General features: G+C 64.1%; 21 protein-coding genes. 13 read left to right on the forward strand and 8 right to left on the reverse strand.

From position 1 onward, the window contains the following. Positions 1 to 231: 231 nt before the first annotated feature. Both clpA and WHZ77_RS14260 read left to right on the forward strand, forming a co-directional pair. Complete coding sequence (gene clpA, locus WHZ77_RS14255; protein ID WP_375314204.1) at positions 232 to 2631, forward strand: ATP-dependent Clp protease ATP-binding subunit ClpA; 2400 nt, start codon at positions 232 to 234, stop codon at positions 2629 to 2631. A gap of 161 nt (positions 2632 to 2792) precedes the next feature. Beyond that, positions 2793 to 3735 (forward strand): IS630 family transposase gene (locus tag WHZ77_RS14260; RefSeq protein ID WP_375309090.1). Its coding sequence is split into 2 segments (ribosomal slippage): positions 2793 to 3128 and positions 3130 to 3735, totalling 942 coding nucleotides; the frame shifts between segments, so codons are not numbered across the junction. Between the two features lie 17 nt (positions 3736 to 3752). Here the strand turns inward: WHZ77_RS14260 and WHZ77_RS14265 are convergent. From WHZ77_RS14265 to WHZ77_RS14290, 6 genes are all read right to left on the reverse strand, one after another. Next, a complete protein-coding gene (locus WHZ77_RS14265; RefSeq protein ID WP_375314205.1) occupies positions 3753 to 4211 on the reverse strand; it encodes a PEGA domain-containing protein in 459 nt (152 codons plus the stop codon). Positions 4212 to 4334: 123 nt separating this feature from the next. Continuing rightward, positions 4335 to 5756, reverse strand: coding sequence for an MFS transporter (locus tag WHZ77_RS14270; RefSeq protein WP_375314206.1), 1422 nt, complete (start codon positions 5754 to 5756; stop codon positions 4335 to 4337). 160 nt (positions 5757 to 5916) lie between these two features. Beyond that, positions 5917 to 6246 carry a c-type cytochrome gene (locus WHZ77_RS14275; RefSeq protein ID WP_375314207.1) on the reverse strand — a complete coding sequence of 110 codons (330 nt, stop codon included), beginning with the start codon at positions 6244 to 6246 and terminating at the stop codon, positions 5917 to 5919. A 1-nt stretch (position 6247) separates the two neighbouring features. Beyond that, positions 6248 to 6409: a hypothetical protein gene (locus WHZ77_RS14280; RefSeq protein ID WP_375314208.1), complete on the reverse strand. Its 162-nt coding sequence runs from the start codon at positions 6407 to 6409 to the stop codon at positions 6248 to 6250. Positions 6410 to 6530: 121 nt separating this feature from the next. Further along, complete coding sequence (locus WHZ77_RS14285) at positions 6531 to 7556, reverse strand: aldo/keto reductase (RefSeq protein ID WP_375314209.1); 1026 nt, start codon at positions 7554 to 7556, stop codon at positions 6531 to 6533. Positions 7557 to 7705: 149 nt separating this feature from the next. After that, entirely contained in the window at positions 7706 to 8659 is a 954-nt protein-coding gene (locus WHZ77_RS14290) for a helix-turn-helix domain-containing protein (RefSeq protein WP_375314210.1), read from the reverse strand. A gap of 196 nt (positions 8660 to 8855) precedes the next feature. On the opposite strand from WHZ77_RS14290, the gene WHZ77_RS14295 reads away from it, so the two are divergent. Both WHZ77_RS14295 and WHZ77_RS14300 read left to right on the forward strand, forming a co-directional pair. After that, on the forward strand, positions 8856 to 9872 hold the full coding sequence (locus WHZ77_RS14295; RefSeq protein WP_143845809.1) for a carbon-nitrogen hydrolase family protein: 1017 nt from the start codon (positions 8856 to 8858) through the stop codon (positions 9870 to 9872). A 28-nt stretch (positions 9873 to 9900) separates the two neighbouring features. After that, positions 9901 to 10944 carry a phenylacetaldoxime dehydratase family protein gene (locus WHZ77_RS14300; RefSeq protein WP_375314211.1) on the forward strand — a complete coding sequence of 348 codons (1044 nt, stop codon included), beginning with the start codon at positions 9901 to 9903 and terminating at the stop codon, positions 10942 to 10944. Between the two features lies 1 nt (position 10945). Here the strand turns inward: WHZ77_RS14300 and WHZ77_RS14305 are convergent, their stop codons facing one another. Then, complete coding sequence (locus tag WHZ77_RS14305) at positions 10946 to 11584, reverse strand: HAD family hydrolase (protein ID WP_375314212.1); 639 nt, start codon at positions 11582 to 11584, stop codon at positions 10946 to 10948. A 326-nt stretch (positions 11585 to 11910) separates the two neighbouring features. On the opposite strand from WHZ77_RS14305, the gene WHZ77_RS14310 reads away from it, so the two are divergent. Genes WHZ77_RS14310 through WHZ77_RS14335 form a run of 6 tightly spaced genes read left to right on the forward strand, consistent with a single transcriptional unit; the run spans position 11911 to position 16607 of the window. Continuing rightward, complete coding sequence (locus WHZ77_RS14310; protein ID WP_015685575.1) at positions 11911 to 12105, forward strand: hypothetical protein; 195 nt, start codon at positions 11911 to 11913, stop codon at positions 12103 to 12105. A 56-nt stretch (positions 12106 to 12161) separates the two neighbouring features. Further along, positions 12162 to 12410, forward strand: a complete 249-nt coding sequence (locus WHZ77_RS14315; RefSeq protein WP_375314213.1) for a hypothetical protein — start codon at positions 12162 to 12164, stop codon at positions 12408 to 12410. Positions 12411 to 12454: 44 nt separating this feature from the next. Then, a complete protein-coding gene (locus WHZ77_RS14320; RefSeq protein WP_375314214.1) occupies positions 12455 to 14740 on the forward strand; it encodes a glycosyltransferase family 4 protein in 2286 nt (761 codons plus the stop codon). 34 nt (positions 14741 to 14774) lie between these two features. Further along, on the forward strand, positions 14775 to 16076 hold the full coding sequence (locus WHZ77_RS14325; RefSeq protein WP_375314215.1) for a glycoside hydrolase family 130 protein: 1302 nt from the start codon (positions 14775 to 14777) through the stop codon (positions 16074 to 16076). A 51-nt stretch (positions 16077 to 16127) separates the two neighbouring features. After that, complete coding sequence (locus tag WHZ77_RS14330; protein ID WP_375314216.1) at positions 16128 to 16370, forward strand: hypothetical protein; 243 nt, start codon at positions 16128 to 16130, stop codon at positions 16368 to 16370. A 42-nt stretch (positions 16371 to 16412) separates the two neighbouring features. After that, entirely contained in the window at positions 16413 to 16607 is a 195-nt protein-coding gene (locus tag WHZ77_RS14335; RefSeq protein ID WP_375314217.1) for a hypothetical protein, read from the forward strand. Between the two features lie 59 nt (positions 16608 to 16666). On the opposite strand, the gene WHZ77_RS14340 is transcribed toward WHZ77_RS14335, so the two are convergent. After that, entirely contained in the window at positions 16667 to 17683 is a 1017-nt protein-coding gene (locus tag WHZ77_RS14340) for a TRAP transporter substrate-binding protein (RefSeq protein ID WP_375314218.1), read from the reverse strand. Positions 17684 to 17722: 39 nt separating this feature from the next. Between WHZ77_RS14340 and WHZ77_RS14345 the strand changes: the two genes are divergently transcribed. From WHZ77_RS14345 to WHZ77_RS14355, 3 genes are all read left to right on the forward strand, one after another. Beyond that, positions 17723 to 18742 carry a transglycosylase SLT domain-containing protein gene (locus tag WHZ77_RS14345; protein ID WP_375314219.1) on the forward strand — a complete coding sequence of 340 codons (1020 nt, stop codon included), beginning with the start codon at positions 17723 to 17725 and terminating at the stop codon, positions 18740 to 18742. 97 nt (positions 18743 to 18839) lie between these two features. Continuing rightward, the gene (locus tag WHZ77_RS14350) at positions 18840 to 19580 is read left to right on the forward strand and encodes an AzlC family ABC transporter permease (RefSeq protein WP_375314220.1); all 741 of its coding nucleotides are present in this window, start codon (positions 18840 to 18842) and stop codon (positions 19578 to 19580) included. Further along, positions 19577 to 19927 (forward strand): AzlD domain-containing protein, encoded by a 351-nt coding sequence (locus tag WHZ77_RS14355; RefSeq protein ID WP_375314221.1) that lies wholly within the window; start codon positions 19577 to 19579, stop codon positions 19925 to 19927. Before WHZ77_RS14350 ends, WHZ77_RS14355 begins: the two co-directional genes overlap by 4 nt.

Below are 19927 nucleotides of genomic sequence, written 5' to 3' on the forward strand. Positions count from 1 at the left end.
CGTGATGCCTGCGCGATGTCCGTTCCGGCCGACCAGCGTACGGAAAATCTGTCTCGGCGCTGATCCCGCCCAAATCGGAACGGGTTTTGCATCAAAATACCGCAAGTGTGTACCCGCTCGAGTCGCGGAACCGGTCTTTCGCCGCGGTCTTGGATAACTATATGTGACAAAGGTTGTTGTTGCCTGACCGGGCGATGGCGATCATGATGATGGGGGCCATAGAGGACGCGAATGCCGACTTTTTCTCAAAGCCTTGAACAATCCCTGCATCGTGCACTGGCGATCGCAAACGAGCGTCATCACCAATACGCGACGCTCGAGCATCTCCTGCTCTCCCTGATCGACGATTCCGATGCGGCCGCCGTCATGCGCGCCTGCAGCGTCGATCTCGACAAGCTCCGTACGAGCCTCGTCAACTATCTTGAGACCGAATTCGAAAACCTGGTGACGGATGGCGCCGACGATGCCAAGCCGACCGCTGGTTTTCAGCGCGTGATCCAGCGCGCCGTGATTCACGTGCAGTCATCCGGTCGCGAAGAGGTGACCGGCGCCAACGTGCTGATCGCGATTTTCGCCGAGCGGGAAAGTCATGCTGCATATTTCCTGCAGGAGCAGGACATGACGCGCTATGACGCCGTCAACTACATCAGCCATGGCATCGCCAAGCGGCCGGGCGTTTCCGAGGCGCGGCCCGTGCGCGGCGTTGACGAGGAGACCGAGGCCAAGGGCAACGAAGACACCAAGAAGAAGGGCGAGGCGCTCGAGACCTATTGCGTCAACCTCAACAAGAAGGCGCGTGACGGCAAGATCGATCCGGTGATCGGACGCAATTCCGAGATCAACCGCGCGATCCAGGTGCTGTGCCGCCGGCAGAAGAACAATCCGCTGTTCGTGGGCGAAGCCGGTGTCGGCAAGACCGCGATCGCCGAGGGCCTCGCCAAGCGCATCGTAGACAGCGAGGTGCCGGAGGTTCTGGCTGCTGCGACCGTGTTCTCGCTCGACATGGGCACGCTGCTCGCCGGCACGCGCTATCGCGGCGACTTCGAAGAGCGCCTGAAGCAAGTGCTGAAGGAGCTCGAGGCGCACCCGAACGCCATCCTGTTCATCGACGAGATCCACACCGTGATCGGCGCGGGCGCGACGTCGGGCGGGGCAATGGATGCCTCGAATTTGCTCAAGCCGGCGCTTGCCTCGGGCACGATCCGCTGCATGGGCTCGACCACCTACAAGGAATACCGCCAGCACTTCGAGAAGGACCGCGCGCTGGTGCGGCGTTTCCAGAAGATTGACGTCAACGAGCCGACCGTCGAGGACGCTATCGCGATTCTCAAGGGCCTCAAACCGTATTTCGAGGACTACCACCGGCTGAAGTACACCAACGAGGCGATCGAGGCCGCGGTTCAGCTCTCCTCGCGCTACATCCATGACCGCAAGCTGCCCGACAAGGCGATCGACGTGATCGACGAGTCCGGCGCGGCCCAGATGCTGGTGGCGGAGAACAAGCGCAAGAAGACCATCGGCATCAAGGAGATCGAGACCACGATCGCTTCGATGGCGCGGATTCCGCCGAAGAGCGTGTCCAAGGACGACGCCGAGGTGCTCAAGCATCTCGAGCAGACGCTGAAGCGCACGGTGTTCGGCCAGGACAAGGCGATCGAGTCGCTTGCGGCGTCGATCAAGCTGGCGCGTGCCGGCTTGCGCGAGCCGGAGAAGCCGATCGGCTGCTACCTGTTCTCGGGGCCGACCGGCGTCGGCAAGACCGAAGTCGCAAAGCAGCTCGCGGCATCGCTCGGCGTCGAGCTGTTGCGCTTCGATATGTCCGAATACATGGAGCGGCATACCGTGTCGCGCCTGATCGGCGCGCCTCCCGGCTATGTCGGCTTCGACCAGGGCGGCCTGCTTACCGACGGCGTCGACCAGCATCCGCATTGCGTGGTGCTGCTCGACGAAATCGAGAAGGCGCATCCCGACCTCTACAATGTCCTGCTGCAGATCATGGATCACGGCCGGCTCACCGACCACAACGGCAAGCAGGTCAACTTCCGTAACGTGATCCTGATCATGACCACGAATGCGGGTGCTTCGGATCTCGCCAAGCAGGCGTTCGGCTTCACGCGCTCCAAGCGGGAAGGCGACGACCACGAGGCGATCAACCGGCAGTTCGCGCCGGAATTCCGCAACCGCCTCGATGCCATCGTTTCGTTCGGCCATCTCAGCGTCGAGGTGATCGGCACCGTGGTCGAGAAGTTCGTGCTTCAGCTCGAGGCGCAACTTGGCGATCGCGACGTCACCATCGAACTGTCCGAGCCTGCCAAGGCTTGGCTGGTCCAGCATGGTTACGACGAGCAGATGGGCGCGCGGCCCATGGCCCGCGTGATCCAGGAGCACATCAAGAAGCCGCTGGCCGACGAGGTGCTGTTCGGCAAGCTGAAGGGTGGCGGCCACGTCCGCGTCGTCCTGCTCAAGGACGAGGCCGATGAGACCAAGGACAAGATCGGCTTCGAATTTGTCGAAGGGCCGGTCACACCGAAGCAGGAGAAGCTGCCCGGTGCCCGCAAGCGTCCGCCGGGCAAGTCCAAGCCAGGCGGCGGCTCCAAGGGGCCGACCAAGAGCCCGCTGGTCAAGGCTTGATCGCGAGCGTAATTAATTGAAAAGGCCGGCTGAAAAGCCGGCCTTTTTGTTTGCGTCGTGGTGCGGGGTTCTAGAGCATGTTGTTTTTTACCGGAATCGGGATTCCCAGGGGAGCCGATTTCTGATTCAAAGTTCATGCTGGAGGACGGAGGCCAGCATGGATGACGCGACCCTATTCGGAAGACCTTCGTGAACGGGCTCTGGCGCGGGCTGACGCAGGGGAGACGGTTCGCTCGATTGCAGAGGCGCTTGAGATCAGCCCGTCCTGTGTAACGAAGTGGAAGAATCTGAGGCGGGAGACTGGAGGCGTTTCGCCTGGCAAGATTGGTGGTCACAAGAAGCCGGTTCTATCCGGTGCCCATGCCGACTGGCTACGCAAGCGCGTTCTCTCTGGGCCATTCACCTTACGGAAGCTGACACAGGAGTTGGCAGCACGCGGGATCAAGACAGATGTGCGGGCCGTGTGGACGTTTGTGCATGCCGAAGGGCTGAGCTTCAAAAAAAACGATCCTGCCGGCCGAACAAGATCGCCCCGATATCGCTCGTAAACGGACGCGCTGGAAGGCCCATCAAGGCAAGATTGACGCTTCACGCCTGATCTTTATCGATGAGACCTGGATCAAGACCAACATGGCACCACTGCGCGGCTGGGGTCCGAGTGGACAGCGGCTCCAGGCATCCGCGCCTTTCGGTCATTGGAAGACCATGACTTTCATTGCAGCGCTGCGGCACGACCAGATCAGCGCACCTTGGGTCATCGACGGCCCCATCAATGGGGAACTCTTCACCCTCTATGTCGAGAAGGTTCTGGTGCCAACGCTGGCAAAAGGCGAGGTCGTCATCCTCGATAATCTCGGCAGTCACAAAGGCAAGTCCGCCCGCAATGCCATCCGCGCCGCCGGAGCGCATCTGCTCTTCCTGCCGCCCTACAGTCCCGACCTCAATCCGATCGAACAGGTCTTCGCCAAGCTCAAACATCTGATGCGAGCTGCAGAGCCGCGTGACGTCGAGGCAACCTGGCGCAAGGTCGGTGAACTGCTCGACCTCTTCTCCGCGCAGGAATGCGCCAACTATCTCAAAAATTCAGGCTATGTTTCCGTATAAAAACAGCACGCTCTAGACTAAGTGCCCGTGTCAGGCGCGGGCGCTGCTGGCGGCCTCGGTTTCCTCGGCGCGGGCGGCCGCGCGCGGGCAGGGGTTGAGGGCTGCATCGTCACGATGACCGGATTCGGCTTGTGATCGGTTGCCGCCCCGGTCGCGGCATCGACACCCATGCCGACGACACCGCCCAGCAAGAGATTGCCGGCAAAACCGGCGGCGCCGGAGGTCGGTATATCCCGGCTGAGTGGCACGATCTGCGGCTCATAGCCTTCCTTCTGGAAGGTGATCGAGATGTCGGCGTTCCGCTTGACGACCACGGAGCAGGGCGTCGTGCAGGTCGTCGGAACCTCCAATCCGCTGACCACGGCCTCCACGCCTGACGGCGTCGATGAGATGCTGATGTTTTCGGTCGTGCCGCGCGTGACAGACGCGCAGCCGCCCAGCATGACGCTGAGCGCCACAATTCCAAATGAACGCATGAAATGCCCCTTGTCCCGGCCGCAGTGAAGCGCAACCTGAGCGGGAGGGCAATGCGTCATTGGTCCGGATGGTTAAGCCACGCACAGGTTGTATGATGCAATAACGGTAGCCGGAGCGCGGGGCTATTCGCCCCGCAGCCGCTGGTCGTCCTGCACGCGGACGTGCCCGGCGCCGCGGGCGCCTGCGGGAGATAGCCGCAGCATGCTCAGCACTGCGCCGCAGAGCGCAAATCCAACGCCGGCGAGAAGCGCCAACCGCGTTCCTTCGATCGGATAGCGGCCCAGCAGCAGCGCGACCAGCGCCGCGCCCATGGTCTGGCCGAGCAGCCGCGCCGTGCCCAGCATGCCGCTGGCGCCACCGGCGCGCTCGCGCGGGGCGGCCGCGATCATGGTGCGGTTGTTGGGGGTCTGGAACAGGCCGAAGCCGGCGCCGGCGAGCGCCATGCGCCAGATGATGTCGAACGGCGTCGGGGCGGCCGGCAGCAAGGCGAGCGCGCCGAGACCGCAGGCGAACAGCGTGAGCCCGATGCCGCCGAGCAGGCCGGCCGGATAATGCTCGACCAGGCGGCCGGCCAGCGGTGCCGCGAACGCCACCGCGATCGGCCACGGCGTGATCAACAGGCCCATATGCACCGCCGAATAGCCGAAGCGGCTCTGGAGATAGAAGGGGATCGAGACGAAGGCCAGCATCTGCCCGCAGAACGAGGCGATCGAGGTCGCGATCGACAGCGCAAAGACCGGGATGCGCAGCAGATCGACCGGCAGCAGGGGCGAGGTCATGTGGGTTTCGCGGTAAATCAGCAGCGCGCCTGCGACGATGGCGATTGCGAATTGAACGAGGCAGGTGATCACGGCCTCGCCATGGCCGACGCTGTCCACGGCCGCGATCCCGACGCCAAAGGTGATCGCCGACAGCCCCGCGCTCTGCCAGTCGAAGGAACGCCCGGCGGGTGTCGTGTGAGGCAGGCTGCGCAGGCCCAGCACCAGCGTCACCACGCCGAGCGGGACGTTGATGGCGAATAGCCAGGGCCAGCTTCCGAACGCGAGGATGCCAGCGGCGAGCGTCGGGCCCACCGCGGCCGAGAAGGCGACGACGAGCGCGTTGAGCCCGATGCCGCGGCCAAGCTGGCTGCGCGGATAGGTGAAGCGCACCAGCGCAGCGTTGACGCTCATGATGCCGGCCGCGCCAAAGCCCTGGACAATGCGCGCGATCGTCAGCAACGGCAGCGTATCCGCCAGTGCGCAGAAGGCGGATGCAATCGTGAACAGCACCAGCCCGACCAGATAGACGCGGCGGTAGCCGACGATCTCGCCGAGTGAGGCCAGCGGCAGCAGCGAGATGGTGATCGCGAGCTGATAGCCGTTGACGATCCAAATCGAGAAGGCCGGGCTCGCGTCGAGGTCGGCCGCGATCGTCGGCAGCGCCACGTTGGCGATGGCGCTGTCGACCACCGCCATGATGATGCCGAGCGCAATGGTCAGGACCGCCTGGTTACGCTGGGGTTGCGGCAGGCCGTCGGCATGCTCGATAGGGGCGGACGACATGATGGAGGCGCGCTTGATTCGAGCCGTGATGCATCCCCGAATTAGGAAATTGCAGGATGGATCGCAACCCGGCAGGATCCGGACGGTTCCAGTGCCCGACGCAGTGCTCCCGGCGGCAGGAGCCTGTGTGGTGCCTTTGCAGGCCCGCCCGCGGAGGAGGCTAGTGCTTTTTTGTTTGGATTGCCTTGAGGTAGCTGGCGACGGCCTCGGCGCTCTCCCGGTCGAAGCGGAACGTCGGCATGGAGCGATGAATGCTGCTGTAGCCGTCCTGAAGACGTTGCACGAAGTCGGGATCGTAGAGCTTGTTCTCGCCCAGATGGCGGAACGGCGGTGCAAGCTTGTTGGGGCTCCCGCCGGTGGGGCCGACGGCATGACACCGCGAGCACATCTGCTCCAGGAGACTTTGGCTGTGCCGCTGCTCGGCATCCAGGGCGTGGGCAAACGAACCCCACAACAAGACGATCAGAGGCGCGAACGCGAACGGCTTCATCTCACCAGCGCAAAGTTGCCTTGCCATAGGCGTAAAGCACGAGCAGCCCGATGGTCACCAAGGTGGAAAAAACCAGGATGAGGCGATCCCAATTGATCCGATCTCTCTCGGCCTGGCTGAGGTTGAGGGCCGTGAACAGGGCCTTCATTGCAAATCGGCGCATCGGGAGCCTCGCGAAGCACGCAACGTGACACGGCCGGCGGGCGACCGTTTGATGCAGCTCAAGGTCAAGACACCTCTGGACGAGGCCGGCATCGCGCGCCGGGCCGCGCCGCGCCGCGTTGCTACACCGCCGGAGGATTGCGGTCGGTGAAGGTCGTGCGCTGGTGCCAGTAAGGATAGGGCAGCGTGACCTTGCTGGCGGCATCGAGCCTTGCGATCTGGTCTTTGGTCAGCGACCAGCCGACCGCGCCGAGATTTTCGCGAAGCTGCGTCTCGTTGCGCGCGCCGATGATCAACGTCGAGACGGTCGGACGCTGGAGCAGCCAGTTGAGCGCAATCTGCGAGACGCTCTTGCCGGTTTCCTTCGCGACCTCGTCGATTGCATCGACGACGCGATAGACGTGCTCGTCGGGCACGGGCGGGCCGAACTCGGCGGTCTTGGGCAGGCGGCTGATGTCCGGCTTCGGCTGGTCGCGGCGGATCTTGCCGGTGAGGCGCCCCCAGCCGAGCGGCGACCAGACCACCGCGCCGATCCCCTGGTCGAGGCCGAGCGGCATCAACTCCCATTCATAGTCGCGCCCGATCAATGAATAGTAGGTCTGGTTGGCGACGTAGCGCGGGAAGCCGTGCTTGTCGGCGACGCCGAGCGACTTCATCAGGTGCCAGCCCGAAAAATTGGAAACGCCGACATAGCGGATCTTGCCGGCTCGCACGAGCACATCGAGGGTTGCGAGTACCTCTTCGGGCGGGGTGAAGGCGTCGAAGCCGTGGAGCTGAAACAGATCGATGTAATCGGTGCCGAGCCGGCTCAGCGAACCGTCGATGGCCGCGAGCAGATGCTGCCGCGACGAGCCAATGTCGTTGGGCCCGTCACCGAAGCGAAAGGTGGCCTTGGTCGAGACCAAGACGTTGTCGCGGCGGCCCTTGATGGCCTCGCCCAGCACGCGCTCGGACTCGCCGAGCGAATAGACGTCAGCGGTGTCGAACATCGACACGCCGGCATCGAGGCAGATATCCAGAAGGCGCCGCGCCTCGGTCGCGTCGGTGGTGCCCCACGCCGCGAGGCGGCCGACGCCGCCGAACGTGCCAGTGCCAAGGCTCAAGGCGGGCACCATGAGGCCTGACCGGCCCAAGCGTCGGTATTCCATCGATATGCTCCTCGACTGGCTGCTGATTGATCGGTGCGGCCCTGGCAGCGGATGGTAGTGCAAGCATGCGCTTCGTACCATTGCGCGCACACATGGCGGCTCTGCTCGGAGCAGGACGCGCCCGCGCCGGAATTGCGGCGTCGGCCGCGTCAGTGCCGCAGGCTCTGCCGGAAGTCGCGCGGCGACATCCCGAAATGCTCGCGGAAGACGCGGCCGAAATGCGAGAGGTCGTTGAAGCCCCAGGCAAAGGCGATCTCGCTGACATGGCGGTGGGCGAGCACGGGCGAAGCGAGGTCGCGCCGGCATTGGGCGAGACGTTCGCCGAGAACGTAGCGCTGGAACGAGATGTCCTCGTCGGCGAGGAGATCGTTCACATAGCGCGGCGAGATGCCGAGCGCTGCCGCGGCCTGCGCCAGCGCGAGGTCGGGATCGGCGAGGTGAGCCCGGATATGGGCCTTGAGCCGGTAGAGCAGGGCGGAGCGGTGGGTCGATGATGGCAGCGGCGTCTTGCCGAGCCGCTCGCTGAGCGCCATCGCCAGCAGGTCAACGGCCTGTTCCGACAGCGCATCGGCATGGTCCGGCGCGAGCCGGTCCGCGCTCTGGCAGAGCCTGAAGATGAAATCACAGGCGAGCCGTTCGAGCGGGGCGTCGGCGCCGAACGAGATCGCGGTCAGCATCTCGGTGCCGCCGAGCCGGCGCTGCAGCATCTCGCGGGGTACCTTGAAGATCGTCTGCGTGAAGCTGTCGTTGAACTTCAGCTCATAGGGACGCGTCGTGTCGTAAAGCGCGAACTGGCCGGGATGGATCACGGTCTCGCGGCCGTCCTGCACGACGCCGCCGTCACCGCGATTGCCGAGCGCGATCAGGACATAGTCCTGGTCCGAGCGTGCGATGCGCGAGGGCGTGCGGAAGACGTGCTGGCGATCGGAGCAGACGTCGGAGCACACTGCCTTGCCGAGGGCTGCCTGCGTGACCGAGCCGCGGAAGGCGCTGCCGAGGTCGGACTTGCAGTCGAGTCCGACGAAGACGTCGCAGACGATATCCTGCCAGAGCGCAAGCCGGCGGTGGCCGGGACTGTCGTCCGTGGTGAACTGGATTGGCATCTGGACAGCCTCCCTTTCACATCCTGCAAAACGGCATATGAGCGCGGATCCGGCATCCCGGTGGCAAGTTTCGTACCGGGGCGGCGATCCCTTCCAGTCGAATTTTTGTTCCGCTGCGGTCGAGCGCCCGGCCACGCGGTTCGCCAAATAGATTGCATCGGACGTGATCTCGGATCAACCGGCAAAGGAGGCGGCAATGGGCGTCGAACATCCGAAATACAAGGTGGCGGTGGTGCAAGCGGCGCCGGCCTGGCTCGACCTCGACGCCTCGATCGACAAGTCGATCGCGCTGATCCGGGAAGCGGCCGAAAAGGGCGCCAAGCTGATCGCCTTTCCCGAAGCCTTCATCCCCGGTTATCCCTGGCACATCTGGATGGACTCGCCGGCCTGGGCGATCGGCCGCGGCTTTGTGCAGCGCTATTTTGACAATTCGCTGTCCTATGACAGCCCGCAGGCCGAGCGGCTGCGCGACGCCGTTCGGAAGGCGAAACTGACGGCCGTGCTCGGCCTCTCCGAGCGGGACGGTGGCAGCCTCTATCTCGCACAATGGCTGATCGGCCCGGACGGCGAAAGCATCGCAAAGCGCCGCAAGCTGCGGCCGACCCACGCCGAGCGCACGGTTTATGGCGAAGGCGACGGCAGCGATCTCGCCGTCCACGCCAGGGCCGACATCGGCCGCATCGGCGCGCTGTGCTGCTGGGAGCATCTTCAGCCGCTTTCAAAATATGCGATGTACGCCCAGAACGAGCAGGTGCACGTCGCGGCCTGGCCGAGCTTTTCGCTCTACGATCCGTTTGCGCCGGCGCTCGGCGCCGAGGTGAACAACGCCGCCTCGCGCGTCTACGCGGTCGAGGGCTCCTGCTTCGTGCTCGCGCCTTGCGCGACGGTATCACAGGCCATGATCGACGAGCTCTGCGACCGGCCCGACAAGAACGCGCTGCTGCATGTGGGCGGCGGGTTCGCCGCGATCTACGGTCCCGACGGCAGCCAGATCGGCGACAAGCTGGCGCCGGACCAGGAGGGGCTTCTGATGGCCGAGATTGATCTTGGCGCCATCGGCGTCGCCAAGAACGCCGCCGATCCCGCCGGGCACTATTCGCGGCCCGATGTGACGCGGCTGCTGCTCAACAAGAAGCGATACCAACGCGTCGAGCAGTTTGCGCTGCCCGTCGACAGCGTCGAGCCTGCGGACATCGCCGCGGCGGCGAATTGATCGTCGAGATCGAGGGGAGGGAACGATCATGGAATCCGCAATTCCTCTGCATCTCGAGACCCAGCGCACGCGCCACAAGCGCGTGCCGGACGATTACCAGCCGCCATATCCGTCCTTCGTGGCGCGTTACAAGCCGGGGGTTGTCCGGGTCGTCATGGCCTATTTCGGCGTCCAGTATCGCAACGTGGCTCCGGCGGCTGCGATGGAGGCGCTGGCGGAAATTGGCGAACGGTTTGCAGGCGAGGGAGGCCCCACGCATTGGGACCGCGCCCACTACGTCGATCAGGCCGGATACACGAATGTCGTCTCGGCTGCTTATTGGGACGACATCACGCGTTTCGACGCCTGGTTCGAGCCGTTGCGTGAAGCGTGGACAGGTAAGGGCCGCGAGGGGATTGGCACCTTCATCGAAGTGTTGCGTCCTGCCGTGGCGCGACACGAGACGCTGTTCTCCTCGCTCGGAAGGCCCGAGGGCGTCGCCGTCATTGCCGACGGCATGAGCGGCGAAGTGCAGGAGCACGCCTATTGGGGTGGCATGCGTGATCGCATCCCGTTGTCGCAGACCGATCCCATGGCGCCCGGCGGCGCACCGGAGCTGATCCGCGACGGCGTCCGCCTGCGCGTGAAGGCGCATGACAATCTCTGTCTGATCCGCTCCGGGCAGGATTGGAGCGACACCGAGGCCTCGGAACGAAAGCTCTATCTTCACGACGTCGAACCGGTGCTGCGCGAGGGTATGGACTTTCTGCGCGACGACGGTCTTGTCATCGGCTGCTACGCCAACCGTTACATGCAGGTCCTCTCGGCCGACGGCCGCGCGAGTGAAAAATCCTACGGCCAGAGCTGGTGGAAGAGTCTCGCGGCGCTCGAACGCTGGGCGGAGTCGCATCCGACCCATGTCAAGATCTTCGGCGCGGCGATGAAATATCTGTCGACGCTCGGGCCTTCAGCCAAGCTGCGGCTCTATCACGAGGTCACCGTGGCGGCCGCGGACGAGCAATCCTTCGAATATCTGAACTGTCATCCGAAAACGGGGATGCTGGCCGCGGTGGAAAGCGCCGGCGCCGGATGAATCAGGCCCGGCAGTGGCCAAGCAGCTCGGGATGCGCCGTGCAGATGTGATGCGCGCCCGCCTCGCGCAGCTCGGCCTCGCTGCCATAGCCGTAGAGCACGCCGATCGCGGTCATGCCGTTGGCGCGGGCGCCGACAACGTCATGGCTGCGGTCGCCGATCATGATCGCGCAACTCGGATCGACCTTGGCCTCGTCGAGCGCGTAACGCAGCAGGTCGCGCTTGTCGACGCGTGTGCCGTCGAGCTCTGAGCCGAACACCCGCTCGAAATACGATTTCAGGCCGAAATGCTCGACGATGCGGGTGGCGTAGACCGCGGGCTTGCTGGTCGCCACGAACATGCGCGGCGTGGTCGCGGCAAGCGTCGTCAGTGTGTCCATGATGCCGGCATAGGTCTCGTTCTCGAACAGGCCGATATCACCGAAACGCTCGCGATAGAGCAGCAGCGCTCGATCGGCGAGTTCCGCGCTGCCGGTTAGCTTCTGCAGGCTGGCGTGGAGCGGCGGGCCGATGCACCAGGTCAGATCGTCCTCGCTCGGCACTGCGAGGCTGAGTCGTTCCAGTGCGTACTGGATCGAGCGGGTGATCCCGGATTTCGGGTTGGTCAGCGTGCCGTCGAGATCGAAATAGATTGTCACCATGCCGGTCGTGCCCGTGTTGATATTACCGTTGGTTGCTTGACCTAAACGAGGCCGCAGGCCAAGGCAACGTGCAACGGTTGGCAGGGCGAAATCTGCCTCGCTGATGCGGTGCTCCGCTTTAAAAGCTCGCTATTGGCTGCGCTTGGGCGTAGGGTCCAGCGATCACCGCCCTTCCAATGGCATCCATCGGTGACTGAGGGTCACTCACGCTCCCGCCGACTGAGGAGGAGCGCGCATGCCTCGATTTCGCCTGGCCGACTGGATCGTGCCGCCGGTGATCGTTCCGCTGTTTCTATTGCTCCTGGTGGCCGCTGCGGCGCTCCTGCGTGGATAAGACGCAGTTGCAATACCTTGTGAGCGGACGCGATCAAAGCGGTTACGTCAGCTTGGGCCGCACCACGACGGCCGCTGCCCTGAAGAAGGCGAGAGAGCTGCTGCAGGAAGGCTATATCGACGTGCGGATTTGCACCCCGCAGGGGCGGATTCTGCTGTCTGACGAGTTCGACCAGTTCGAGGCATGAGGCGCGCGCGGGCGTCAACGACCGCGCTCCGGCCCTCCGCGAGGAAAGATAACTCCATGAAGATGCTCATTGTCGTATTGGCGCTTGGCACATTTGCGCAAAGTGCTGTCGCGAAAGAGCCGGACTGCCGCATCATCGAAAGCACGAGTGGACGGCTCGCCTGTTACGATGCTGCGTTTCCACCAAAGGCGAAGCAACCCACTGCTGTCGAAAGCGACGCAGCGCGGGCTGCCTACAAGGACCCGTTCGTTGCGGAAGAGGTCAGAACCGCCGCGAAGCTGAAGAATATCTGCCGCGGTTGCTGAGCCGTGCACTCTGCGACATCAAGCCAAATCATCGAGGTGCCGACATGACGCCGCTCCGCCGTATCGCCGTCATTGGCAACTCGCTGCCTCGCCGGTGCGGAATTGCGACCTATACGACCGACCTGAAGAACGCGATATCGATTTCGCGCCATGATCTCGAGACTTGCATCGTTGCAATGACCGATCGTGGTCAAGCCTATGACTATCCTCCGGCTGTCGCGTTCCAGATCAAGGATGGCAATATCGAAGATTACATGCGGGCCGCGGATTTCCTCAATGCCGGCCGGTTCGATACCGTGTGCTTGCAGCACGAGTTCGGGATCTTTGGTGGTGAAGCCGGAGCCCATATCCTGGTGCTGTTGTCCCGCCTGACGATGCCGGTGGTTACGACGTTTCATACGGTGCTGGCCGATCCGACACCTGCGCAACGAACGGTCATGGAGCGCATCGTCGAGGCATCGTCGAAGGTCGTGGTGATGGCCCATAAGGGCCGCGAACTGCTGCGTGACGTCTATCTGGTGCGTGACGACAAGATCGAGGTGATCGCCCACGGCATTCCCGATGTTGCCTTCGCCGAGCCGGATGCAGCGAAAGCCAAGCTTGGATTTGAGCAGAAGCCGGTCATCCTGACGTTCGGCCTGTTGTCACCGAACAAGGGCATCGAAGTCATGATCGACGCCATGCCGTCGATTCTGGAGCGCTGCAAGAATGCGGTATACGTCGTGCTCGGAGCAACGCACCCCAATCTGGTCCGAGACCAGGGCGAGGCCTATCGTGAGAGCCTGATCGCGCGGGTGCGCGAGCTCGGCATTGACGACCACGTGGTGTTCTTCGATCGGTTCGCCGATCTGGCCACGCTGCTTGAATTCATCTCGATGTGCGACGTCTACGTCACACCCTATCTCAACGAGGCCCAGATGACCTCGGGAACACTGGCCTACAGTTTCGGACTGGGCAAACCGGTCGTATCGACCCCGTACTGGCACGCACGCGAGCTGCTTGCCGACGGGTGCGGCATCCTGGTGCCGTTCGGCGATTCCGCGGCGATCGGCAACGAAATCGCGAACCTGCTGACCGACGGCGACCGGCGGAAGGCGATGTCCCGGCGCGCCTATGCGGCGAGCCGGATGATGACATGGGAGCGGGTGGCCGAGCGCTACGTGTCCGTCTTCGAAAATGCGCGGCAAGGCCATCGGTTGAAGATCTTCGCGCGCTCCGACATGAATGCGCCGGAGCCACGTAGTCCGGCGCCGCCCGACATGCAGATCGGCCATTTCCTGTCGATGTGCGATGATGTCGGCCTGCTCCAGCACGCGGTTTTTTCGGTTCCGGATCGCGCACACGGCTATTGCGTCGACGACAACGCGAGAGCGCTGCTGCTGGCCTGCGCCCTCAACGGTCCGGGCGAGCAGCCGCTGTCAGAAGTCTTGACGAGCCGGTTTGCGGCCTTCGTACAGCACGCGTGGAATCCGGACACCAGGCAATTTCGCAACTTCATGGGGTTCAATCGAACCTGGCTTGAAGACAGGGGCTCCGAAGACAGTCACGGACGAACGCTATGGGCTTTGGGCGAGGTTGCACGCAGAGACGCGAGCCCGGCCCGGCGGCTGTGGGCCGCTGCCTTGTTCGTCCAGGCATTGTCGATCGCGGCGAGCTTTCGTTCACCTCGCGCGTGGGCGTTCATGCTGCTCGGTTTGGACGCCTATTGTGCCGTAGCTCCGGACGATCTCAACGCCAGGGAGATCCGGCATGCGCTTGCCGACAGGTTGATGGCTTGCCTGGCGTCGGTCGAGACGCCGGACTGGGTGTGGTTCGAGGAAGGGCTGGCCTACGACAACGCGCGATTGCCGCAGGCCTTGATCCTCACGGGTGTGGCGATGAAAACGCCTCGATATCTCGATGCCGGATTGAGGTCCCTGCGCTGGCTCATGACGCAGCAGACCACCGCGGCAGGCCATTTCCGGCCGGTCGGCACCGCCGGCTTCGGCGAGCTACGGCAACGTCCGCGTGCGTTTGATCAACAGCCCGTGGAGGCAACGGCAACGATCGCCGCCTGCCTCACCGCGTGGCGCGCCGACGGCGATGCCGAATGGAAAGCCATGGCAACGCGGGCCTTCGCCTGGTTCCTCGGCAGCAACGAGCTCTCCGTGGCGCTGGTCGATCCGCTCACTGGCAGTTGCCGGGATGGTCTGCATCCTGACCGCGCCAACGAAAACCGCGGGGGCGAGTCGGTTGTTTGCTATCTGCTCGGGCTCGCGGAGATGCGCCAGCTTGCGCGCGTCAACCCGAGCCTGACCAGGCCCACGGCCTTGCGCGCCGTGGGCGCCTGAACCTGATCTTCTCAATGAGCAAGCCGAGGATACCGTGTCACAAGCTTCTTTCCTGAATCGGCACGGGCTTCATCTGCGCCCAGATCCCGCGCGCGTTATCGTGCGGCCCTTCAAGCCGGCAACCGAACCCCGCGATCTGAATCCGACCGACAAGATGCGGGCAAATCATATTGTCGACCGGGTTCTCGCGCTCAGTTCGGAAGCCGTCGCGGTCCAGCTTGCGGATGTCCTCGACAATTTCGAGGGGCGACATCGTAACCTCCTGGAGAGGTTTGAGGCTCGCGCGGATGAAATGGAGGATGCTTTCGCAACGCATGGCCTCTTCTCGAAGGCCCAGCGTCAGCTGGTCGGCGCCTATTTCCTCAGTGAATATTCGTTCGAAGCCTCTGCCTTGTTCAACCCCAGCATCGTCCCGCATCCCGATCAATCCGGGGCACCAACGGGAGGCTTGCGCTTCATCCTCAGTCTTCGCGCTATCGGGGAGGGGCATGTGTCGTCGCTGACGTTTCGAACCGGAACGATTGCGGCTGATGGAAGCCTGGCCGTCGATCCGACGGCGCGCCTTGCCTCGGTTCCCCGGATTACCCGTCGCGTATCCGGGCCGGACGGCGACCGTGTGGAATTGGTGTTCAGGCCCGAGGAAGATCTCAGCGAGCGCGTCATCTTTCCCGTGACGGAATCCCAATCGAACGGCATCGAGGATGTGCGCTTTGTCAAATTCAGCGACGGGGATCGGCAGACCTACTACGCCACCTATACGGCTTACAGTGGACGCGCGATCCGGTCCGAATTGATCGAGACCAGCGACTTCATGTCGTTTCGACTGATGCCCTTGCGCGGGGCTGCGTCACACAACAAGGGCATGGCGCTCTTCCCGCGCAAGATCGACGGCCGGTATGCCATGATCGCGCGACAAGACAATGAGAACCTGTACCTGCTCTATTCGGACGACCTCTACACGTGGGAAGGCGGCGGGGTCCCGCTTCTGAAACCGCAATTTCCCTGGGAGTTCGTCCAGATCGGGAATTGTGGATCGCCCATAGAACTAGACGAAGGCTGGCTGCTGCTGACGCACGGTGTCGGCCCGGTCCGCAAATATTCCATCGGAGCGGCGCTGCTCGACAAGCGCGACCCATCGAAGGTGCTGGCTCGTTCGGCGGAACCGCTGCTCCGACCTGAACCGTCCGAGCGCGAAGGGTACGTCCCCAACGTCGTCTATACCTGCGGAGCGATGCGGCATAAGGACCAGATCATCCTGCCCTATGCGGTGTCGGACACTTTCTCCAGTTTCGCAACGATCAGGATCTCCGCCCTCATCGAGTCGATGCAACGCTGAGTGCCGCGTACGCACTTTTGCTCCGTCTACTGGCATGTCAGGGAAGCCGTCATGGTTCGCGAAACAACCTACGTCGTGCAGGCGTTCAATGCGGGCAAGGGCGGCAATCTAAAGCCGGACTCTCCCATCGTCTGCAAGTCGGAAAGCGGAGCGCTGCGGACGGCGGAGCGACTGGCCTTGAGCAAGCTCGGTGTGGTCGCGTTCTCGTCCAGCGGTGATGCCGAAATGGGTGACTATGACGATGAGCCGACGGTGTTCTTCCGAAAGGGCGAGCTTCCGTCTGGATTCGACTGAGTCATCGCTTGCGGTTGGGCAGATATTGGCAGAGGAGCACAGATGAACCAGCGACTTGACACATTGAAGCAGGCCCGCGATCGCATGATCGAGGACAGGGACGTGCATGCGAAGGTGCTGGCCGCTCCCTTTGATCGTGAAAAGGCCGAGCGGGCACGGAACAAATTCGTCGAGCTCCAAACGCTGATCGATGCCCTCGACCGTGCGATCAGCGCGGAGAATCCCGCCTCGGCATAGGAGCGAAGCGGGCGAAGGCGGGGTGGCCGAGCATTTCCGCAGCGTGCCGCCGGCCCGCGCTATTGCTGTCTCGCCCACTCGACGATCGCCGTGGCGTCCGCGCCCGCCTGCGCTTCCCAGGTGGAGAGGGCGCTGGTTGCAGCTGACTGAAGTGCGGCGATGAGCGAGGCGGGCGCTGGTTCGGCGATGCGGACGCCATTGTCTCGCATGCGCGCGTAGTTCTCGGCGGTGCGATGGGCGAGCAGCGCGAACTGGCTCTGCTCGGTCTCGGCGGCCGCGGCCAGCACCTCGCGCTGCATCGGTTCGGACAGCTCGGCAAAGGCGTCGCTGCGGACAAAGGCGATCGAGACCGGCATCGCGTAATTGATGGCCGTGAAATAGGGCAGGAAATCCCAGAGCTTGCGTCCTGCGCCGCCGTCGCCGGAGGTGAGGAACGCATTCAACCGATGCTCCCTGAGGCCGGCGAGCGCCGCGTCCATGGGCAGGAATTGCGCATTCGCGCCGGCCGCGCGCATGACCTCGCTGGAGTTGGCGTCGTAAGCCCGCAAGTTGAGTTTCGGCAGGTCGTCGGCGTTTGCGAGCGCGTGCTCGGACCAGAGACCCGTTGCCGGCCAGATCGTCACATAAAGCAGCTTGAGGCCGCGCGCTGCGAGCGCCTTCTCGTAGAGCGGGCGCGCCCGCAGATTGGTGGCGCGTGCGACGTCGACCGATTGCACCAGGAAGGGCAGGGTGGAAAGTGCGAGCACAGGATCAAGGCCCGAGAGCGCGCCCGCGAAAGCATCGCCACCGGCGATGCGGCCGTCCGTCGCCGCGCGGGGCATCGCGCCCGAGTTGATCTTGAGCTCGTTGTCGAAAGCGTTGGCCACGGTCACGAAACCGTTTGTGCGCGTGGCGACCCGTTCGGCGAAAGTGGTGAGCCCGATCCCGGAAATGTTGTTTTGCGGGTATTCCGTGGTCATCCGCCAGCTGACTTGGGCGGCGGCCGGGACGGCGGACAGCAGGAGCGCGGTGAGGGCAAGGATCGCGTGGATCCGTTTGGCGGGGAATCGCATTGGGAGAAGCAGGTCAGGCAGCATAGATTGGCAGCTCGTCGAAACATGGCACGGTGCCACAGCATGGCAGATCATCTTGTCGCATGGCGCGCCGGCGCGCGCCACAGCGATGCTTGGGCAGTGCTGGCGCGATTTGCATCACTTGTCGTTGCCGCGCTGCTGGTCTCGACGTTGCGGGCCGCGGCGTGGGACAGCTCGCCTGCCAAGACGGGTGTCGCCATCCCAAGCGTCGAAGAACTCGCGGTGCCTCCCGCGAGGCCTGATGCGCGCGAGAGCGACACGCGGGAGTCGATCTGCCTGATCGTCGAGGCGGCCGCGCGCGATGCCAATTTGCCGCTGGAATTCTTCGCCCGCGTGATCTGGCAGGAAAGCCGTTTCCAGGCCGATGCGGTGGGCCCCATGACGCGCAGCGGCGAGCATGCGCAGGGGATCGCGCAGTTCATGCCGGGCACAGCGAGCGAGCGCGGGCTGCTCAATCCGTTCAACCCGGTGCAGGCGCTGCCGAAGTCGGCCGAATTCCTGAGCGAGCTGCGCAACCAGTTCGGCAATCTCGGCCTTGCCGCCGCCGCCTACAATGCCGGGCCGCGGCGGGTGCAGGAATGGCTTGCGGGCACCGGTCCGATGCCGGAGCAGACCCGCAACTATGTCTTCGCCATCACGGGCACGAGCGTCGACGCGTGGGCGAAGGCAGGCAGCACCGGCAAGGGGCCGCCGAGTTCGCCGCCAACGAGCTGCCGCGATCTGATGGCGCTGTTGAAGCGTGCACCGAATGCCTTCGTTGCCGAGCTCGAGCAGCATGTGGAGCTGGCTGCCGCAAAGGTCTGGGGCGTTCAGCTCGCCGCCGGGTTCGACCGCAACCGGGCACTGGCGATGTATTCCCGCGCCGTAACACGGTTGAGCTCGGTGATCGGCGAGCGTGATCCGAGCCTGCTGAGTTCGGTGGTGCGCAGCCGCGGCACGCGCGCCTTCTACCAGGTGCGCATCGGCGCCGACACGCGCAGCGAGGCGGATGATCTCTGCAACCGCATCCGCAAGGCCGGCGGCGCCTGCTTCGTGCTGAAGAACAGGGGTGTGAGCGGGTAAGTCGTCGTGCATGCCAGCCCCGCCGCGCGCTTTCTTGACGCTGGCCACCGCATTGCCCGTTATGCAGGGACGATTCTGCAACCAAGCTGGCCGTCTCGTGGCGCTTCCTCCGCTCGATTCTCCTCAATGGCATAGTCCCTGGCGCGCCTTTGCGTGGGGGTTGCGCTCGATCACGCAGACGATCCTCACCGTCGTGCTGTTCGTGACGTATCTCGGCATCGGCGCGCTCGCCCACGACACGCATTTCAGCCTGCTTTGGGCGCTCTGCTCGACGCTGTTCGTCTGGGCAGGTCCGGCGCAGATCATCCTGATCACCACGCTCGGCTCGGGCGCGACCGTCATCCAGTCGGCAATTGCGGTCACCGTCAGCGCCATCCGCCTGTTTCCGATGGTGGTCTCGGTGCTGCCCCTGATGCGCACGCCGACGACGAGACGGCGCGAGCTCGTGTTCGCCGCGCATCTCACGGCGGTGACGTTGTGGGTCGAGTGCCACCGCTTCCTGCCGCAGGTGCCGCGCGAGCGGCGCATCGCTTTCGTCCATGGGCTCGGTTGCGGCCTGGTCTCGGTGTGCCTTACCGCCAACACGGTCGGCTATTTCCTTGCCGCCAATCTCACGCAGACGCTGGGCGCCGCGATCCTGTTGCTGACGCCGCTGTCCTTCCTGTTCTCGACCGCGCGCAATAGCCGCGAGGTTGCCGATGTCGTGGCCCTCGCGCTCGGAGTCCTGCTTTATCCGCTGGCGGCGAAGATGAACTCCGGCCTCGACATCCTCGTCAGCGGCCTCGTCGCGGGGACGATCGCCTATGGCGTCCATTGGTGGCGGGTGGTGCGCGCATGAGTTTTGCCCAGCTCATCGGTGACTGGCACGCGCTGGCTGTGCTGTTCGTCGCCGGCGTCGTTCCCAACCAGATCTGGCGCATGCTGGGCCTGTGGTTCGGCGGCGGCATCGACGAAGGCTCCGAGCTGCTGGTCTGGGTGAGGGCGGTCGCCACCGCCATCCTGGCCGGCGTCATCGCCCAGATCGTGGTCGAGCCGCCAGGGGCGCTCGCCAGCGTGCCGGACGTCCTGCGCTATGGCGCGGTCGCCGCCGGCCTCGTCGTCTTCCTGTTGACCCGCCGCTCGATCTTCGCGGGCGTGATGACGGGCGAAGTGTTCATGCTGGCCGGCACGTGGTGGTTGGGCTAA

Source organism: Bradyrhizobium sp. A5, assembly GCF_042076515.1.
Classification (GTDB): Bacteria; Pseudomonadota; Alphaproteobacteria; order Rhizobiales; family Xanthobacteraceae; genus Bradyrhizobium; species Bradyrhizobium cosmicum.

What these genes read in the sequence shown, in the direction of transcription:
- clpA (WP_375314204.1), top strand. Translation starts at nt 232, where the DNA reads ATGCCGACTTTTTCTCAAAGCCTTGAACAATCCCTGCATCGTGCACTG.
- WHZ77_RS14265 (WP_375314205.1), bottom strand. Translation starts at nt 4,211, where the DNA reads ATGCGTTCATTTGGAATTGTGGCGCTCAGCGTCATGCTGGGCGGCTGC.
- WHZ77_RS14270 (WP_375314206.1), bottom strand. Translation starts at nt 5,756, where the DNA reads ATGTCGTCCGCCCCTATCGAGCATGCCGACGGCCTGCCGCAACCCCAG.
- WHZ77_RS14275 (WP_375314207.1), bottom strand. Translation starts at nt 6,246, where the DNA reads ATGAAGCCGTTCGCGTTCGCGCCTCTGATCGTCTTGTTGTGGGGTTCG.
- WHZ77_RS14280 (WP_375314208.1), bottom strand. Translation starts at nt 6,409, where the DNA reads ATGCGCCGATTTGCAATGAAGGCCCTGTTCACGGCCCTCAACCTCAGC.
- WHZ77_RS14285 (WP_375314209.1), bottom strand. Translation starts at nt 7,556, where the DNA reads ATGGAATACCGACGCTTGGGCCGGTCAGGCCTCATGGTGCCCGCCTTG.
- WHZ77_RS14290 (WP_375314210.1), bottom strand. Translation starts at nt 8,659, where the DNA reads ATGCCAATCCAGTTCACCACGGACGACAGTCCCGGCCACCGCCGGCTT.
- WHZ77_RS14295 (WP_143845809.1), top strand. Translation starts at nt 8,856, where the DNA reads ATGGGCGTCGAACATCCGAAATACAAGGTGGCGGTGGTGCAAGCGGCG.
- WHZ77_RS14300 (WP_375314211.1), top strand. Translation starts at nt 9,901, where the DNA reads ATGGAATCCGCAATTCCTCTGCATCTCGAGACCCAGCGCACGCGCCAC.
- WHZ77_RS14305 (WP_375314212.1), bottom strand. Translation starts at nt 11,584, where the DNA reads ATGGTGACAATCTATTTCGATCTCGACGGCACGCTGACCAACCCGAAA.
- WHZ77_RS14315 (WP_375314213.1), top strand. Translation starts at nt 12,162, where the DNA reads ATGAAGATGCTCATTGTCGTATTGGCGCTTGGCACATTTGCGCAAAGT.
- WHZ77_RS14320 (WP_375314214.1), top strand. Translation starts at nt 12,455, where the DNA reads ATGACGCCGCTCCGCCGTATCGCCGTCATTGGCAACTCGCTGCCTCGC.
- WHZ77_RS14330 (WP_375314216.1), top strand. Translation starts at nt 16,128, where the DNA reads ATGGTTCGCGAAACAACCTACGTCGTGCAGGCGTTCAATGCGGGCAAG.
- WHZ77_RS14335 (WP_375314217.1), top strand. Translation starts at nt 16,413, where the DNA reads ATGAACCAGCGACTTGACACATTGAAGCAGGCCCGCGATCGCATGATC.
- WHZ77_RS14340 (WP_375314218.1), bottom strand. Translation starts at nt 17,683, where the DNA reads ATGCTGCCTGACCTGCTTCTCCCAATGCGATTCCCCGCCAAACGGATC.
- WHZ77_RS14345 (WP_375314219.1), top strand. Translation starts at nt 17,723, where the DNA reads ATGGCAGATCATCTTGTCGCATGGCGCGCCGGCGCGCGCCACAGCGAT.
- WHZ77_RS14355 (WP_375314221.1), top strand. Translation starts at nt 19,577, where the DNA reads ATGAGTTTTGCCCAGCTCATCGGTGACTGGCACGCGCTGGCTGTGCTG.